Raw genomic sequence first — 885 nt, forward strand, 5'->3', positions numbered from 1 at the left:
TTCTCGGCGCGGCAGGCGCTCGCCCGCGCCGAGAACGAGCACGAGGTGCGCCGCACGCACCGGCACGAGGCGGAGCGCCGCACCGCCGCCCGCACCTCCCGCCGTGAGGTGTTCGACCGCGAACTGGCCGAACTGGAGACGGAGTTGACCGAGGCGCGGGGCGGCTCGGCGAGCGTCGCCGAGCGGTCCGTGCTGCTGGAGCGCCGCACCGCCGCGCTCGCCCGCGCCGCCGAAGCCGTACGAACGGTGGCCGTCCCCGAGCAGCGGCTCAAGGAGGCCGACGACCGGCTGACCGAGGCCGCCTACCGGGCCGGCTTCGACACCCCGCAGGCCGCCGCGCACGCGCTGCTCGACGACGCCGAGCAGCGCGACCTCCAGCAGCGGCTGGAGCGCCGGCAGGCGGAGCGGACGGCGGTCGCGGCTGAACTGGCCGAGCCGCAGGCCCGGAACGCCGCCGCCCTGCCGGCCGCGGACCCCGCCGCCGCCCGCGAGGCGGTCGAGCGCGCCACCCGCCGGCTGCGCGAGGCCTCCGCGGCCGACACCGCCGCCCGTACCCGCTGCGCCGAACTGGACCGGCTCTCCGAGCAGGCGGCCGGCGACGTCCGGCGGCTGGGGCCGCTGCGCGAGGAGTACGACCGGGTGGCCCGGCTGTCCGGGCTCGCCGCGGGCACCTCCGCCGACAACGAGCGGAAGATGCGGCTGGAGTCCTATGTGCTCGCGGCCCGGCTCGAACAGGTCGCCGCCGCCGCGAGCGCCCGGCTGCAGCGGATGTCGTCGGGCCGCTACACCCTGGTCCACTCCGACGAGCGGACCGGCGGCCGGGGCCGTTCGGGCCTCGGCCTGCACGTCATCGACACCTTGACCGGCAGCGAGCGCGACTCGGCG

The 885-nt window shown here is 78.2% G+C and carries 1 pseudogene; it reads left to right on the forward strand.

Going from position 1 to position 885, the window contains the following annotated elements:
• A pseudogene (locus QMK28_RS34000) lies at positions 1 to 885 on the forward strand (AAA family ATPase); the annotation flags it as partial.

Origin of the sequence: Streptomyces sp. H27-D2 (assembly GCF_035828615.1) — a bacterium.
Classification (GTDB): Bacteria; Actinomycetota; Actinomycetes; order Streptomycetales; family Streptomycetaceae; genus Streptomyces.